The 12,264-nt window shown below is 70.9% G+C and carries 17 protein-coding genes; 7 read left to right on the forward strand and 10 right to left on the reverse strand.

Translation table 11 applies throughout. The features are described 5' to 3' along the window. Positions 1-15: 15 nt before the first annotated feature. From ACR9Y5_RS04425 to ACR9Y5_RS04445, 5 genes are all read right to left on the reverse strand, one after another. A complete protein-coding gene (locus ACR9Y5_RS04425) occupies positions 16-756 on the reverse strand; it encodes an ABC transporter ATP-binding protein (RefSeq protein WP_481296835.1) in 741 nt (246 codons plus the stop codon). Then, positions 753-1,589 (reverse strand): ABC transporter permease, encoded by an 837-nt coding sequence (locus ACR9Y5_RS04430; RefSeq protein ID WP_481296836.1) that lies wholly within the window; start codon positions 1,587-1,589, stop codon positions 753-755. The genes ACR9Y5_RS04425 and ACR9Y5_RS04430 overlap by 4 nt, the downstream gene beginning before the upstream one ends. A 154-nt stretch (positions 1,590-1,743) precedes the next feature. Then, the gene (locus tag ACR9Y5_RS04435) at positions 1,744-2,103 is read right to left on the reverse strand and encodes a cupin domain-containing protein (protein WP_481296837.1); all 360 of its coding nucleotides are present in this window, start codon (positions 2,101-2,103) and stop codon (positions 1,744-1,746) included. After that, positions 2,100-2,834: an alpha/beta fold hydrolase gene (locus ACR9Y5_RS04440; RefSeq protein WP_481296838.1), complete on the reverse strand. Its 735-nt coding sequence runs from the start codon at positions 2,832-2,834 to the stop codon at positions 2,100-2,102. The genes ACR9Y5_RS04435 and ACR9Y5_RS04440 overlap by 4 nt, the downstream gene beginning before the upstream one ends. Before the next feature lie 120 nt (positions 2,835-2,954). Next, on the reverse strand, positions 2,955-3,581 hold the full coding sequence (locus ACR9Y5_RS04445) for a TetR/AcrR family transcriptional regulator (protein ID WP_481296839.1): 627 nt from the start codon (positions 3,579-3,581) through the stop codon (positions 2,955-2,957). Between the two features lie 106 nt (positions 3,582-3,687). On the opposite strand from ACR9Y5_RS04445, the gene ACR9Y5_RS04450 reads away from it, so the two are divergent. Continuing rightward, positions 3,688-4,788, forward strand: a complete 1,101-nt coding sequence (locus ACR9Y5_RS04450) for an ABC transporter permease (protein WP_481296840.1) — start codon at positions 3,688-3,690, stop codon at positions 4,786-4,788. A 25-nt stretch (positions 4,789-4,813) separates the two neighbouring features. Here the strand turns inward: ACR9Y5_RS04450 and ACR9Y5_RS04455 are convergent, their stop codons facing one another. Then, positions 4,814-5,023 (reverse strand): hypothetical protein, encoded by a 210-nt coding sequence (locus tag ACR9Y5_RS04455; RefSeq protein ID WP_481296841.1) that lies wholly within the window; start codon positions 5,021-5,023, stop codon positions 4,814-4,816. Positions 5,024-5,109: 86 nt separating this feature from the next. On the opposite strand from ACR9Y5_RS04455, the gene ACR9Y5_RS04460 reads away from it, so the two are divergent. The 3 genes from ACR9Y5_RS04460 (at position 5,110) to ACR9Y5_RS04470 (ending at position 7,986) form a co-directional block, all read left to right on the forward strand. Continuing rightward, positions 5,110-6,192 (forward strand): NAD(P)H-dependent flavin oxidoreductase, encoded by a 1,083-nt coding sequence (locus tag ACR9Y5_RS04460; protein WP_481296842.1) that lies wholly within the window; start codon positions 5,110-5,112, stop codon positions 6,190-6,192. Positions 6,193-6,229: 37 nt separating this feature from the next. Next, positions 6,230-7,240 (forward strand): alpha/beta fold hydrolase, encoded by a 1,011-nt coding sequence (locus tag ACR9Y5_RS04465; protein WP_481296843.1) that lies wholly within the window; start codon positions 6,230-6,232, stop codon positions 7,238-7,240. 80 nt (positions 7,241-7,320) lie between these two features. Further along, complete coding sequence (locus tag ACR9Y5_RS04470) at positions 7,321-7,986, forward strand: class I SAM-dependent methyltransferase (RefSeq protein WP_481296844.1); 666 nt, start codon at positions 7,321-7,323, stop codon at positions 7,984-7,986. A 22-nt stretch (positions 7,987-8,008) separates the two neighbouring features. Here the strand turns inward: ACR9Y5_RS04470 and ACR9Y5_RS04475 are convergent, their stop codons facing one another. Then, a complete protein-coding gene (locus tag ACR9Y5_RS04475) occupies positions 8,009-8,185 on the reverse strand; it encodes a hypothetical protein (RefSeq protein WP_481296845.1) in 177 nt (58 codons plus the stop codon). 9 nt (positions 8,186-8,194) lie between these two features. After that, on the reverse strand, positions 8,195-9,379 hold the full coding sequence (locus ACR9Y5_RS04480; protein ID WP_481296846.1) for a toxic anion resistance protein: 1,185 nt from the start codon (positions 9,377-9,379) through the stop codon (positions 8,195-8,197). A 146-nt stretch (positions 9,380-9,525) separates the two neighbouring features. Between ACR9Y5_RS04480 and ACR9Y5_RS04485 the strand changes: the two genes are divergently transcribed. Then, positions 9,526-9,792: a hypothetical protein gene (locus ACR9Y5_RS04485; protein WP_310131104.1), complete on the forward strand. Its 267-nt coding sequence runs from the start codon at positions 9,526-9,528 to the stop codon at positions 9,790-9,792. On the opposite strand, the gene ACR9Y5_RS04490 is transcribed toward ACR9Y5_RS04485, so the two are convergent. After that, positions 9,776-10,147, reverse strand: coding sequence for a DUF2200 domain-containing protein (locus ACR9Y5_RS04490; RefSeq protein ID WP_481296847.1), 372 nt, complete (start codon positions 10,145-10,147; stop codon positions 9,776-9,778). The two genes, ACR9Y5_RS04485 and ACR9Y5_RS04490, sit on opposite strands and share 17 nt — an antisense overlap. 95 nt (positions 10,148-10,242) lie before the next feature. On the opposite strand from ACR9Y5_RS04490, the gene ACR9Y5_RS04495 reads away from it, so the two are divergent. Beyond that, positions 10,243-10,608, forward strand: coding sequence for an META domain-containing protein (locus tag ACR9Y5_RS04495; protein WP_481296848.1), 366 nt, complete (start codon positions 10,243-10,245; stop codon positions 10,606-10,608). A 92-nt stretch (positions 10,609-10,700) separates the two neighbouring features. Then, on the forward strand, positions 10,701-11,180 hold the full coding sequence (locus ACR9Y5_RS04500; protein WP_481296849.1) for a hypothetical protein: 480 nt from the start codon (positions 10,701-10,703) through the stop codon (positions 11,178-11,180). Between the two features lie 56 nt (positions 11,181-11,236). Here ACR9Y5_RS04500 and ACR9Y5_RS04505 read toward each other — a convergent pair whose 3' ends face one another. Beyond that, positions 11,237-12,127 carry a LysR family transcriptional regulator gene (locus ACR9Y5_RS04505; protein WP_481296850.1) on the reverse strand — a complete coding sequence of 297 codons (891 nt, stop codon included), beginning with the start codon at positions 12,125-12,127 and terminating at the stop codon, positions 11,237-11,239. Positions 12,128-12,264 lie beyond the last annotated feature (137 nt).

The following is a 12,264-nucleotide window of genomic DNA, read 5'->3' on the forward strand; positions in this document are numbered from 1 at the left end:
GCGTCCACTCGGGCGTCAGCCCTCCAGCGAGTGGGGTCCGAGGTACGCCTCGACGGTGGACTCCGCGTCCCCCACCGCGAGCAGTTCGCCGTGGTTGAGCCACGCGACGGAGTCGCACATGTCGCGCACCTGGTCCATCGAGTGGCTGACCAGGATGACCGTCTTGCCCGCCTCCTTGAACTCGGCGAACTTCTGGCGGCACTTGTCCTGGAACTCGGCGTCGCCGACGGCCAGCACCTCATCCACCACCAGGATGTCCGGGTCGACGTTGATCGCGATGGCGAAGCCCAGTCGCACGTACATGCCGGTGGAGTAGTTCTTCACGGGCTGGTCGATGAACTCGGAGACACCGGAGAACTCGACGATCTCGTCGAACTTCCGGGTGATCTCCTTCTTCGACATCCCGAGGATGGAGCCGTTCAGGAAGACGTTCTCCCGGCCGGAGAGCTCCTGGTGGAACCCGCTCCCCACCTCCAGCAGCGCGGCCATCCGGCCGTTCATGGCGATCCGGCCCTGCTCGGGGTAGTAGATCTTGGCGAGGCATTTGAGCAGCGTCGACTTGCCCGATCCGTTGCTCCCGATCAGGCCGAACGTGGAACCCGCAGGAACCTCGAACGACACGTCCTTCAGCGCCTGGAAGTCCTCGTGCAGCGAGATGCGGCCGCGCATGATGGCCGATTTGATGGACTGATTCCGCTCGTGGTACAGACGGAACTTCTTGCTCACGTGCTCGACGGAGACGGCGATGTCGCTCATACGGCCTCGGCCAGTCCCTTCTCGTTGCGGCGGAACACCCAGAGCCCGATGGCGAAGGCGATCGCGGCGGAGATCACGCAGTACCAGACGTCGTCGGCCCGGGGCCAGCGGTTGTCGTACAGGAGGTTGCGGAACACCTCGACGAACCGCTCCAGCGGGTTGAGCCGGTACAGGTCGAGCACCGTGATGTCCGTGCCGAGCAGGCCGCCGATCTCCTTCGACTGGGCGACGATCAGCGAGATCGGGTAGATGATCGGGGTCAGGTACAGCCAGAGCTGCAGGATGATGCCCATGAAGTACTGGGTGTCGCGGAAGTAGACGTTGGCGACGGAGAGCATCAGGGCCAGCCCGGTGGCGAACACCGCGAGCACCACCATGATGAAGAGCACGAACGGCAGCCACGGGAGCACCCACGCGCCGCAGAGCATCAGCACGACGACCAGCACGCCCATCTCGAACAGCCAGTTGAAGCCAACGGAGCCGACCATCGACAGCGGGAGCACGATCCGGGTGAAGTAGACCTTCTGGATGAGGCCCGCGTTGGCGATCAGCGTCCCCATGCCGCCCTGCACGACGGCCGCGAAGAACGTCCACGGCAGCAGTCCGCACAGCAACCACACGGGGAAGACGTCGAGCCCCGAGGGGTCGCCCGGTGCCGGAGTGACGCGCAGGATGAACGCGAACACGATCGTGTAGACGAGCATCGTCGCCAGCGGGTTGACCAGCGACCAGAGCTGCCCGATGATCGTGCGCTTGTACTGGCCGCGCACCTCGCGCAGCGTGAGATTGTAGAGGAGCTCGCGCGACGAGACGACCTCTTGCAAATACGACATTGATCCCCAACGGTTCACCGGTTCGTGCGGAGCACGACCGGAGCCGACCCCAACCGGATCAATTTACACGGTCGCCCTGAACTCCGTGCGCCGTGACCGCCTGCACGCGCGAGTCGTCGAGGTCGGAGACCGCGATTCCGCCGAACCGGGTGACCTAGCCCGGAGGGTCGACGAAGCTCGCGAGCGGCGCGTCCGGATCGACGAGGTACGTGGAGAGCATCCGGCCGGTGCCTGGTCCCACATCCTTCGCGTTGTGCGGCGTCCCGGGCGGGATGAGGAACCCGGAGCCCGCGTCGAGGTGCAGGGTGTCCCCGCCGCTGATCCGCATCTCGACGGATCCGGCGACGATGTAGCCGACCTCCTCGCCGGGATGCGTGTGCCAGCCGGACTCGACGCCGTCCGGGATCTCTGTGAGCACCTGCACGATGATGCGCCCGGGGATCGACGATGTCCGTCGCTGCACCTCGGTGCGTTCGAGGCGCCCGCTGAGCGCGTCGTGCGGGTCGCCGCTCATCGGCTCACCGACCGGATGGCCGCGAGGATCACGTCGGCCACGGCGCGCGGCTGGGAGATCATGATCAGGTGCGAGCCCTCGAGCGTGGTGAGCTGCGCGCCGGCCTGTTTCGCCATGCCGAGCAGCACATCCGACCCGGCGGCCTTGTCCCCGGTCGCGACGACGGCCCACGACGGGAGGCTCTTCCAGGCGGGCGCCCCGTTCTTCTCGTCGAAGGCGGCGGCGGCGACGGGACGCTGCGCGGAGCCGAGCACCGCGCCCTGCTCCGGCGTCAGGTCGCCCGCGAAGACCTGCGGGAAGTCGGCCTCGTTGACGTACAGCTCCACCGCCGTGGCGTCGCCGTCGCCGGTCGGATAGGTGCGCTGGACCAGCGCGGGGGCCAGCGCGCTGTCGCGCGACGTGCCTTCCACCTCGCCGAGCGTCTGCCCCTCCTCCGGGGCGAAGCCGGAGACGAACACGAGACCTTTCACGTCGTCCACCCCAGTCGCCGCGTTCGTGATGACCGCGCCGCCGTAGGAGTGGCCCACCAGCAGGAACGGTCCGTCCAGCTGCGTGAGCATGTGCCGCAGATATGCGGCGTCGGAGAGGAGCCCCCGCAGGGGGACGGCCGGGGCGAGCACGTGCACGCCCTCCGCCTGGAGGAGCTGCGTCACCGCGGCCCAGCTGCCGGCGTCGGCGAATGCGCCGTGCACCAGGACCACCGTCGTACCAGTGGATCGTTCGTCTGTCATCGTCGCCCTTTCGCGCGTGGCGTCAGCGGAGGATGCTCGCTGACAGGTCGCCGCTGAACGCCCGCCGGTGCCGGGTGCCCGGACGATGGCGTCAGTGTAGGGGCGCGTTCTCTCGCCTGGCTAGGGAGCGGGCGGGATCGGGTCCGCGACCCGCACCGTGTCCGCCACGCGCGCCACGGCTTCCAGATAACCGCGCCGATCGAAGTCCTCGAAGAGCACGCTCTGGACCACGTACCCCTGCACCAGCCCGACGTAGAGCGGGGCGTCGGCCTCCGAGGCGGGCTGCGCCTCCTCGGGCGGCAGCCCCAGGACCCGCGTGTAGTACTCGCCGAGGTAGCCGGCGAACATGCCGCGGATGCGGCCGCCGATCGTGCCGGCGAGGGCCCGCAGCTTGGCGTTGATGGGGACCTGGCCCCAGACCTGCAGGAGGAGCTGGAGGTCGCCGATCTGGGCCGTCAGGCCTTCGACGAGGATGCGCACGAGTTCCGCGGGGGAGACCAGCGGATCGCGCCGCCGGGCCTGCGCGAGATCGAGGAAGCGCGCGTCGAGGATCTCGGAGACGGCCAGCTCGACGAGCTCCTCCTTGCTCTTGTAGTGCCCGTAGATGGCGCCGGCCGAGAGCCCGGACTCGGCGATGATGTCGGCCATCGAGGTCTGCTGGAAGCCGGAGCGGGCGAAGCAGCGGAGCGCGGCGGTGACGATCTGGTGGCGCCGCGCGGCGCGGTGCTCATCGGTGACCTTCGGCATCGGCGGTGGGCTCCCTCCCGGAGCGACAAAAAGAATGATCGTTCTTGACAATACTGCGTGCGGGTTCCACTATAAAGAACGAGTATTCGTTTTTTTGGAGGTCGCCGTGCTCACCACCGCCCCCGCCGTGTCCGAATCGGACCGGCCCATTGCCGCTTCACAGGGCGCGCCTGCTCCGCACACACCGTGGCTGCGCGCGGTGCTGCTCGCCGTCGGCGCCGCCGCGATCGTCGTCGTCGTGCTTCTCGCCTTCCTCTGGCCGACCGTCACGTCGACGGTCAAGGATCTGCCGATCGCCGTCGCCGGTCAGCCGGCCGCCGTGGCTCAGGTCGAGAAGCAGCTCGATGCCGCTGCGGAGGGCGCGTTCGCCGTGACCACCGTCTCGAACCGCAGCGACGCCGTCGAGCTCATCAAGACGCGCGACGTCTACGGCGCGATCGTCATCGGACCGAAGCCGGAGGTGCTCACGGCGTCCGCGAACGGCGCTGCGGTGACGCAGATCCTCACGCAGCTCGCCGGCAAGCTTCAGGCGTCGGCCCAGCAGCAGGCGGATGCGGCCGCCGCGGCCGCGGTCGCCGCCGGCCGGGCGCCGGCCGGCACGCGCGCACCCACGGTGACGGTCCCCGTCACCGACGTCGTCCCGCTCGCGTCGACGGACGCTCGTGGCCTCGGCCTCACCGCGGCCGCGTTCCCGCTGGTGCTCGGCGGGATGCTGGGCGGCATCCTGATCTCGATCCTGGTCGTCGGAAGCTGGCGCCGGCTCACGGCGGTCGTGCTCTACGCCGCGGTGGGCGGACTCGGCGTGACGGCGATCCTGCAGGGCTGGTTCGGCATCCTGCAGGGCGGCTTCTGGCTCAATGCGCTGGCGGTGGGCCTGTCGATGCTGGCGACCGCCGCCTTCATCGTCGGCATGAACGCGCTGCTCGGCCGGGTGGGCATCGCCGTCGGCGCGGTGCTGACCGTGCTGGTCGGCAACCCGCTGTCCGCGGCGGCCCAGCCGCTGCAGTTCATCGTCGGCCCGTGGGGCGCCGTCGGCCAGTGGTTCGTCCCCGGAGCCTCGGTGACGTTGTTGCGCGACCTGTCCTACTTCCCGGAGGCGAGCGCCGCCTTCCCGTGGCTGGTGCTCACCGGCTGGGCGCTGGTCGGGATCGTCGGGATGCTGTTCGGCCACTTCCGCAACCAGGAGGTCACGCAGGCGGCCGTCTGAGTGCCGACCATGCGGGTCGTCCCCGTTACGGGCAGTGGATACGCGTCGACGTGCGCGAGTCCTGGAACCGCTCGATGCGGTGCTGGTCCAGCGGCTTGCCGCAGAGGGGGCAGGCCGCGTCGGCGCGCCGGACATCCGGCTCCTCCGGGTGCCCGGCACCGAGCTGGGCTGGACCGGTGAACGTGCGCACGACATCGTTGGCCTTCTCGTAGAAGCGCCAGAAGCGGCCGGCCATCGTGTCCCCGTTCGTCCTAATTAGTTAGTACACGAACAATTATCGCACATCCGCATGCTCCCGGCTCCGGCTCGTATATTTGCACCGTGAACACGCAGCTTCGTGAACTGCTCGGCATCGAGACCCCGATCGTGCTCGGGCCCTTCGGCGGACTGTCCTCGGTCGAGCTGACCGCGACGGTGAGCCGCGCGGGCGGCCTCGGATCGTTCGGCCTGTACGGTCTGGGCGCCGACCGGATCGCCGCCGTGGCGGAGGAGGTCCGGCAGCGGACCGACCGTCCCTTCGCCCTCAACCTGTGGCTGCCGTTCCGGGCGCCCGGCGAGCGGGAGCCGGCCGACCAGTTCGGCCGTGCCGAGTTCGGCCGTGCCGAGTTCGACCGTGCCGTCGCGGGCCTGAGCGGTCTGTTCGAGGAGGCGGGCGTCGAGCCCCCGACGTGGCCCGTGACGGGTCTCCCGCCGTTCGAGGAGCAGCTGGAGGCGGTGCTCGCCGCGCGGCCGGCCGTGCTCAGCGTGATCTTCGGGGTGCCGACGCCCGAGACCGTCGACCGTGCGCACCGGGAGGGCATCCGGGTCGTCGGCGCCGCGACCACCGTCCCGGAGGCCCAGGCGCTCGAAGCGGGCGGGGTGGATGCGATCGTCGCGTCCGGCTCGGAGGGCGCCGGGCACCGGCCGTCGTTCCTGGCTGCTCCCGAGGCCGGTCTGGTCGGCAGCATGGCGCTCATCCCGCAGGTTGTGGACGCGGTCTCGCTGCCGGTCATCGCCGCGGGCGGCATCGCCGACCGGCGCGGCGTCGCGGCGGCGTTCGCGCTCGGCGCCGCCGGCGTCCAGGTCGGATCCGCGTTCCTCGCGACCCGTCAGTCGGTCGCGCCGCCGGTGCACCGCGAGCGGATCCGCAGCGCGCTCGCCCACGAGACCGTGCTCACCCGCTCGATGAGCGGCCGGCCCGCTCGCGGCCTGCCGAACCGCGCCGTCCGCACGATCGAGGAGAGCGGGACGGCGGCCTCCTTCCCGCTGCAGAGCATCCTCACCGGAGTCTTCCGCCGGCGGGCCGCCGAGCTGGGCGACCCCGAGCTGCTCTCGCTGTGGATGGGCCAGGCTGCGGGGCTGTCGCGGCACGACGACGCCGCCGACGTGTTCGCCGAGCTCGCGGCGGGGGTGCCCGCGGTCTAGCGTCGCGGCCGCCTGCGCCGACGGCCACAATGGACGCGTGCAGCAGCGCCTCTCCCGGGTCACGACGGCCGACGGCTCCGTGCTCGCCGTGGCGACCGTCGGCGAGGGGCGGCCGGTGGTCTACGTCTCCGGCTGGCTGAGCCACCTGGAGCGCGGGTGGGCGCTGCCGGAGGAGCGCGCGTTCCTGGAGGGACTGGCGGCGGGATGCCGGCTGGTCCGGTACGACCGTGCCGGATGCGGTCTCTCCGCCCCGACCTCCCGTGAGCCGTCGCTGGACTACGAGGTCGAGCAGCTGGCGGCCGTGGCCGCCGGGCTCGACTCCGAGCCGTTCGACCTGGTCGGCGCCTCGCTGGGCGCGCCGGTCGCCGTCGCCTGGGCGGCGGCTCATCCCGAGACGGTGCGTCGCCTGGTGCTGTACGGCGGATGGACGTCGGGGTCGCGCATCTCGCCGCCGAGCGCGCGGGAGCACATCCTGGGCCTCGTCGCGTCGCACTGGGGCCTCGGATCGGACGTGCTCACCGACGTCTTCGCGCCGGACGCGCCCGCGTCCGCCCGTGCGGCCTTCGGGCGGTACCAGCGGGAGTCGTCCAGCGCCGCGACGGCCCGCGCGCTCCTGGAGCTGAGCTACGCGCTCGACGTGACGCCGCTGCTGGCCGTGGTCGCGGCGCCGACGCTCGTCGTGCACCGTTCCGGCGATCGCGCCGCGCCCCTCGCGCAAGCGGAAGCGCTCCGTGACGGGATCCCCGGCGCACGGCTCGCCGTGCTGCCCGGACGGTCGCACCTCCCGTGGGCCGGCGACGCGCCCGCGCTGGTCGCGACCATCCGCCGCTTCCTCGGCCTCCGCGTCGCGCGGACGGCGGCCGGGACGCTCACTCCGCGGCAGCAGGAGGTCGCCGCGCTGGTGGGGGAGGGATGCACGAACCGGGAGATCGCCGCACGCCTCGGCATCGACGAGCGATCGGCAGAGGGCCATGTGGAGCGCATCCGACTGCGGCTCGGCTTCCGCTCCCGGGCGCAGATCGCGGCGTGGTACGCGGAACGGCGCTGACTGGGGTAGTTCCCCGCCTGCACGCGAGACGTGCGACGAGCACGCTGGCCTCATCGATCCCGCGACGACAGGAGCAACCGATGACCGAGACGCCGACACGCACCGAGACGCTCCAGGAATTCCCGCAGCACCGCCTCCGCGGACGCTTCAACTCCGTGTTCTTCCACGCGATGGGCCCGTACCTGGAGTCGTCCCTGCACCCGCACAAGGAGCGCGTGTTCGCGGACCTGCCGGGCGAGGTGGTCGAGCTCGGACCCGGGGTCGGCGCGAACCTGCGCTACCTCCGGCCCGGCGCGACGCTGATCGCACTGGAGCCCAACCGCGCCATGCACGGGCGCTTGCGGGCGGCGGCCTCCCGGCACGGCGTCCGTCTCGACCTGCGGGAGCGGATGGCGGAGCGCACCGGTCTGGCCGACGCCGGTGTCGACACCGTCATCTCGTCGCTCGTCCTCTGCTCCGTGGCCGACCCGGATGCGGCTCTCGCCGAGGTCCGTCGCATCCTCCGCCCGGGCGGAACCTTCCGCTTCGTGGAGCATGTCGCCGCGCCGCAGGGCACGCCGACGCACGCGGCCCAGCGGGCGCTCCGCAGGCCGTGGGCGTGGACCTTCGAAGGATGCTCGTGCGAGCGCGACCTGGAGGGAGCCGTGCGCAGGGCGGGCTTCTCCGACGTGCGGGTCGAGCACTACCGGCTGCACACCCCGTTCCTGCCGTTCAACACGCAGATCGCGGGGATCGCCCGCGCCTGACCGCGGTCGGCGGCCTGGCGGGTCAGTAGTCCTCGCGCCGGTCCTGCTCGGCATCGACGACGGGCTCGGCCTCGGCGAGCTCCTGGAGCGTTGTGCGCAGCTGGTGCATCAGCCACTCCTTCGAGACCTCCTCGTCGCCGCCAGAGATCGTGTCGAGTTGTGCGAGCCGTTCGGCGGCCGAGCCGTGCAGGTGGTCCATGGTTTCCTCCTAGGGGGCGCGGGTTCCTTCCGGGCGCGACTTGCGCAGGTATTCACGGGAGCGCGCGACCTGCTGCTCGAGCGCATCCACTGTCCTCGCCATGTTCTTCACGGCGCCATCGCGGTACGTGTCGATGCTGTCCATCGTCGCGAACACGTTGTCGAACGCCCGCTGCAGAACCTCGACGTCCACAGCCGTGGAGGTCTGCTCCTTCTGGATCTGCTCGGTCTGGCGGCGCAGCACGTCGCCCGTCCGGTCGATCAGGGAGTTCGTGCTGTCGTGGAGCGCGCCGAGCTGGTCGATGACCATGCGCTGATTCTCCAGCGCCTGCGCGACCACGACCGCCGTCCGCAAAGCGGAGACCGTCGTCGTCTTGGCGCGCTCGACGCCCTTCACCAGCTCGACGTTGTTCTTCTTGATGACGTCGAGCGCCAGGTACGCCTGCACCGACACCGCGATCTGGGCGGTCAGGTCCTGGCGGCGCTGGCGGATGGGGAACAGCGCCTCCTTCTCCAGCCGGGTGGCGCGTTCCGGGTCGGTCACCCGCAACTCCGACGCCTTGTCGACGGTCGCGCGGTCGAGCGCGCCGGCGAGCACGACGTACTCGTTCAGCCGCTCGGTGGTCTTCCACAGCGCGGCGCGCTCCTCCTCGATCTCGACATTGTCGCGACGCAGCCACTCCTGGCCGTGGTCGAGCGAGGCGACGATGCCGTCGAGCTGCTTCTGGGCCGACTCGAACCGCTGCACGTACTGACGGAGCCGCCGGCCGCCCGGAACCCGGGACAGCACCCGGTAGCGTCCGGTCAGATACTCCGGGTCGAAGTCGCTCACCGTCGCGCGCAGCTCCTGCAGGGTGCGCAGCACGCCGTACTGCGGGTCGGTGCGGATCGCCTTGCCGCGCGCAGCGGCGAGGGAGGCGGCAGGGCGGCTCAGCATCCGGCGGGAGGCATCCCCCGACTCCCGCATCTCGGCGACGCCCAGGCTCGAGAACCCGGTGATCTTGCGCCGGAACGCGTCGCTGTCGGGGTCGGCCGCGGCGAGCTCGTCGATCCACTCCTTCGCGCGCGACCGAAGCTCGGCCTCGCGCTCGGACGACAGGTGGACCATGGTCACGGCCTGCTCCTCCGGAATCTCGGGTACGGCGTCCGGCGGGCGGAGGCCCTCGTCGGACGCGCTGGTGGCAGCGCTGCTCATGCCGGGATTGTGCTCCCTCGGGCTGGGATTTGTAAGGGAGAACTTCGCCTCGGCGGCGAGGGGCGCCCAGATGCTGTGTTGCCGGGCCGTCGCCCCCGGGTGCATCATGCGGGCGACAGCGCTGCAACGAGGGGGTTGGGGGAACGATGGCCGAGCCGACGTTCCTCGCGCTGTTCCTCTTCCCCGAGGAGGACCGTGATCCGTTCAGCATCCGGCTGCCGGTGATCTCGGACCGGCCTGCGGAGATGCTGCGCGCATCCACCACGTTCGAGGGCGTGCGGGCGGTCGACGTCTTCCGTCTGGCCGACGCGAGCTCCTGGCCGGAGGCCGCCGCCTACCTCTACCAGGAGACGGTTCCCGGGACCGTGCGCGACGACGCGTCGGTCGAGCAGGTGCTCACGCCGGACGACTGACCGGCTGCTCGCGGAGGATCGAGGACATCTTCTTGCCGCGCGCCACCTCGTCGACGAGCTTGTCGAGGTAACGGATCCTCTGCATCAGCGGATCCTCGATGTCCTCCACGCGCACGCCGCAGATCACGCCGGTGATGAGGGAGGCGTCCGGGTTCATGCGCGGAGCCTCGGCGAAGAAGGTCTCCAGGTCGACCCCGCGTTCGATGGCGGCGTCGAGGCCGGCGCGGTCGTAGCCGGTCAGCCAGGTGATGACCGTGTCGAGATCGTCGGTGCTGCGGCCTTTGCGCTCCACCTTCGCCACATACAGCGGGTAGATGACGGCGAAGCTCATGCCGAAGAGGCGCTCCTGTGCCATGTCCCCACGGTAGCGCCCGGACGGCTCCGGCGCACCCGTCCACTGCCTTCTACTGCCTTTCGCGTCCCGGCGCCCGGAGCGTAGCGTCCGGCGCCATGGAGAGCACACGGAGAGCGGGAGCGGCGGCCGTCGTGGTCGCGCTGCTGATGCTGACGGGATGCACGCCGCAGCCGAGCAGCGACGTGCCGGGCAAGTGGGGGAGCACCGACCCGGGGAAGCCCAACCTGATCATCGACTCCGACGGCTCCTACACCGGCTCGGACGGGTGCAACACGATGACGGGGAAGGGCACGATCTCGGGCGCCACGATCGAGCTGGGCACGGTCGCGATCACCCAGAAGGCCTGCTCCGACGTGGACACCTGGATGTCGGCGGCCGAGAGCGGCAAGGCCGACGGGAACACGATGGTCGTCTACGACTCCTCGGGGAAGAAGATCGGGACGCTCGAGCGCAACGACTGAAGCGGGGCCGTGCGGGTGCCGGCCGGGTGGAGGTGCCGGAATGCGCAGCGGGCGCGTAACGTTCCCACCAGCGCACGGCCGGAAGGAGTACGATGACCGACACGCAGCCCGGGACCGCCCAGCGGGAGTTCTTCGCGGAGGTGGCGGCGGAGTTCCTGCAGCACTACCGGCGCGGTCCGCGGTTCCTCGCGGTGACCGGGGTGCCCGCGAGCGACCCCGGCCGGGTCGCCGACGCCGTGGCCGCGGCGCTGCGCGACGCCGGCCAGCAGGCCGAGCGCGCCGACGTGGCCGAGGGGACCACCGCGGACGCGTTCCGCGCGGACGTCGTCGCCCCCTTCCGTGATCGCGACGCTGTGCTCGTCGTCGCCGGGCCAGGACTGCTCGGCCGCGCGTTCCGCGGCTTCTGGAACTTCTCGGTGTGGGTCGAGCACGACCCCGAGAGAAGTCCCGACTGGTCGTTCGTCACGACCGGCCAGAAGGACCCGCTCGGCGCTCCGCGCGAAGTGGCGTCCGTCCTGCTCGACGACACCGACCCCGAGCGGCCGCGCCGGCTCTGGGCCGACTCCTGCTGAGACCCGGCCGGGGCCGACGTCCCACCGGCCCGGCCCTGATCCCGCGGCCGCGCTGATCACTCGCCGAGCGAGTCGAGCTCCTCGTGCACGAACCGCGCGAACTGCTCGGCAGCGGCCGACTGCGAGCGGCTGCGGTTGCGGGCCAGTCCGATGATGCGCTGCGCCTCGTCGCGCAGCGGCACGGCGACGATGCCGGGTTCCGTCGGAGTGTCCGGGATGAGCGCGACGCCCACCGCATCCCGGACGAGCCCGCGCAGCGTCGACAGCTCGGTGACCTCGATCACGGGGTTCATGACCACGCCGTGCGCAGAGAAGTAGGCGTCCGCGATGTGACGCAGGCCCGACCCGGTGCGGAGCGCAACGAGGTCGAAGGGCTCGAGGTCGGGCACGCTCACGGCGTCCCGCCCGGCGAGTGGATGGCCCTCCGGCACCCCGAGCACGAGACGTTCGGCGGTGAGCGGCTTCCACTCGATCTCAGGATCGCGCGGGTCGGGGCTGAGGAAGGCGAGATCCGCCGCGCCGTCGCGGAGCGCATCCAGCACCGTGTCCGCCGTGCCGCCGCGCAGCACGAACCGGATGTCCGGGAACAGCCCGCGGTACTCGCTGATGACGCGGGGGATGAGCCACCCGCCGAACGACGACACGTACGCCAGGGAGACGGTGCCGCCGGACGGGTCGCGGAGGGCCTCGATCCGGGCGCGCGCGTTCTCGAGCTCGGACTCGGCGCGGACCGCGTGCGCGAGCAGGATCTCCCCGTACTGGTTGAGCTCCAGGTGGCCGCGCCGGCGGTCGAAGAGCTCGACGCCCATCTCCTGCTCCAGCCGGGCCAGCGATCGCGTCAGCGTGGACTGCGAGACGCCGAGGGTCTCGGCGGCGAGGGCGGGATGCCCCTCCGCGGCCAGGGCCCGGAAGTGGGCGATCTCGTCGATCCGCATGTCTCTCATCATGGCGCATCCGCGCTCTCCGCCGAGCGTTGCTCAAATGAGCGGTCTACCCCTGAACGAGTTTTCTGTACGTTCACACAGGAGAAACTGTCCCGTTCGACGACCTCTCTACGTTGGCCGCGGACTCATCCCACGCACCT

The organism is Leifsonia sp. KNZ13-11D, assembly GCF_056754895.1.

Coding starts and splice junctions, on each gene's coding strand:
- ACR9Y5_RS04425 (WP_481296835.1), bottom strand. CDS start 756: ATGAGCGACATCGCCGTCTCCGTCGAGCACGTGAGCAAGAAGTTCCGT.
- ACR9Y5_RS04430 (WP_481296836.1), bottom strand. CDS start 1,589: ATGTCGTATTTGCAAGAGGTCGTCTCGTCGCGCGAGCTCCTCTACAAT.
- ACR9Y5_RS04435 (WP_481296837.1), bottom strand. CDS start 2,103: ATGAGCGGCGACCCGCACGACGCGCTCAGCGGGCGCCTCGAACGCACC.
- ACR9Y5_RS04440 (WP_481296838.1), bottom strand. CDS start 2,834: ATGACAGACGAACGATCCACTGGTACGACGGTGGTCCTGGTGCACGGC.
- ACR9Y5_RS04445 (WP_481296839.1), bottom strand. CDS start 3,581: ATGCCGAAGGTCACCGATGAGCACCGCGCCGCGCGGCGCCACCAGATC.
- ACR9Y5_RS04455 (WP_481296841.1), bottom strand. CDS start 5,023: ATGGCCGGCCGCTTCTGGCGCTTCTACGAGAAGGCCAACGATGTCGTG.
- ACR9Y5_RS04470 (WP_481296844.1), top strand. CDS start 7,321: ATGACCGAGACGCCGACACGCACCGAGACGCTCCAGGAATTCCCGCAG.
- ACR9Y5_RS04475 (WP_481296845.1), bottom strand. CDS start 8,185: ATGGACCACCTGCACGGCTCGGCCGCCGAACGGCTCGCACAACTCGAC.
- ACR9Y5_RS04480 (WP_481296846.1), bottom strand. CDS start 9,379: ATGAGCAGCGCTGCCACCAGCGCGTCCGACGAGGGCCTCCGCCCGCCG.
- ACR9Y5_RS04485 (WP_310131104.1), top strand. CDS start 9,526: ATGGCCGAGCCGACGTTCCTCGCGCTGTTCCTCTTCCCCGAGGAGGAC.
- ACR9Y5_RS04490 (WP_481296847.1), bottom strand. CDS start 10,147: ATGGCACAGGAGCGCCTCTTCGGCATGAGCTTCGCCGTCATCTACCCG.
- ACR9Y5_RS04495 (WP_481296848.1), top strand. CDS start 10,243: ATGGAGAGCACACGGAGAGCGGGAGCGGCGGCCGTCGTGGTCGCGCTG.
- ACR9Y5_RS04500 (WP_481296849.1), top strand. CDS start 10,701: ATGACCGACACGCAGCCCGGGACCGCCCAGCGGGAGTTCTTCGCGGAG.
- ACR9Y5_RS04505 (WP_481296850.1), bottom strand. CDS start 12,127: ATGATGAGAGACATGCGGATCGACGAGATCGCCCACTTCCGGGCCCTG.